Below are 1755 nucleotides of genomic sequence, written 5' to 3'. Positions count from 1 at the left end.
TGGCCTACGATTTTGGAAGCTATTATCCACCCTCATTTGTCGTCCCCGGAAGAGCGGTGGTATCGGCACGGGTAAAGATTCGAAGGTCCGGTTCGGGGTTGCTATCCCGGTCGACCAACATAAATGGGTCGCCGTTGATTAACTCTCCGTCAACGAACTCATATTCGCCTGGCGCAGAAGTCATCTTGCCGCCACACCGAGAGCAAGCTGCATCTTTCGATATGGTGCCCTTGACCGTTAGATTCTTCGACGGAACCTTTGGCCGGAGTCTTCCGGTCCCACCGCACGTTTCGCAGGTCACGACAACTCTATTTAGCGGGCTTGTCCTCGGTCCTAAACTGAGTGAAGATGAGCGGGGAATGAGATAGTTTCCAAGTTTCGGGTAATGTCGGCTCCGCGCAACCTCCCGGTAGCTGTTGGTCACCCCACCAATGAACGACAGGACCTCGTCATAATCTTCCGTGCCCGGATAAATTACCCAGTGCTCACCCTGATTCCAGGAATACTCTCGACCCACGACGCAAAGTGCAGCCAATACCGGGGATTGCTGCTTACGATTGTAGACTTTTTCGTAACGCAGGCATTCCTTTAAAGCTTTCCCGGAGAGGTCTGACCCAAGGGCGAAGACGACGCTTCGGACTTTCTGAATCGTGTGATGCTGAAGAGTGCCGTCGTCATTTTTCAAGCCAGGCAAATACCCGAACGATCGAAGAGCAGTAGCACTGTCGTGCGCGATCGCCAAGTCCTTTGCAGTTAGAGTAGTCTTGACTTCGATGGCGTACAAGACGGCTTCAATGGGAAAAATCCCGGTGCTATCATCGTAGAGTGCGGGCGGCAAGATCGACTTGTCGTAGAGAATAATATCGATTTGAGTGGACATGTTTCCACCCATTTGATCGATTATCTGCCCGCTGCCTATTCCAATATCACTGGGCAACAGGGGGCGAAATAGCCTCGCGACCAAAATTTCAAGAACCGTTCCCTTGACACCTTGATGCTTTAGCGAACTTGCGGCGCGAGCCTCAGCAATCGCCCCGCCGATCTTTGCACGTACGAATGCTTGATATTGATTCTTATCTGCCATGCACTATAGGACAGTCGAGGTCGGGGTTGTCGAAGAATGAATCATAGTTCATTTTAACGGGCGCATCGATGACCTGCGCGAGCTCCCGCTCGAATTATCGGTGAAAGTTGGTCGTTACAACTTCTTGCAGGCGGCCTTCGACGTGAGAACGCTTGGGCGCGTGGCGTTGCTCCTGTTGCTGGATCCGTCCGAACTACCAAGCATCGCTTATGCATTCAATCAAGGCCCGAGTGACTTGGGTCTCCGTTAGGCCTTTTCATCTTCGTAGCTTGCTTTGTGATCTAGCACTCCGGTTCGGCATATTAGGGCACGCGTAAACATGCTAACGAAGCAACTTTTTCATTCGCCGCAGTCGATGGTGGCTGCTTCATCATTGGCCGGTGCGACCGCGTCGGCGCGGTAAGCGGACGTTCCATTTGGTGCGACGACAGACCGTTCAGGGTCGGGTACTGCCGGCCAGGTCGCGCATTCGCACGACGAGCTTCCGCGTCGCACACGCTCAAGGAATTCGATTGATTGGCCGATTTGGAACGAACTGCTAGGGGGGCGAGCAGCAGAAGGGGGAGGCTATCGTCGCAACGAGTGAGCGATTTAGAGGTACTTGGCTATGGTTCCAGCTACAAACGCCCCTAACATAGTCGTTGGCGATATTGCGCCAAAACATGAGTTGG

The 1755-nt window shown here is 53.2% G+C and carries 1 protein-coding gene; it reads right to left on the bottom strand.

Annotated elements, in window-relative coordinates:
- Window positions 1-22: 22 nt before the first annotated feature.
- The gene (locus KHU33_RS26020; protein WP_211468433.1) at window positions 23-1084 is read right to left on the bottom strand and encodes a DUF6602 domain-containing protein; all 1062 of its coding nucleotides are present in this window, start codon (window positions 1082-1084) and stop codon (window positions 23-25) included.
- Window positions 1085-1755 lie beyond the last annotated feature (671 nt).

Origin of the sequence: Collimonas silvisoli, from assembly GCF_018305005.1 — a bacterium.
Classification (GTDB): Bacteria; Pseudomonadota; Gammaproteobacteria; order Burkholderiales; family Burkholderiaceae_D; genus Collimonas; species Collimonas silvisoli.
The sequence above is the reverse complement of the archived record's forward strand: the minus strand, read 5'-3'. Positions and strand labels throughout refer to the sequence as shown.

Bases quoted from the DNA above. Each gene is read 5' to 3' on its own strand.
- KHU33_RS26020 (WP_211468433.1), bottom strand. From the start codon at position 1,084: ATGGCAGATAAGAATCAATATCAAGCATTCGTACGTGCAAAGATCGGC.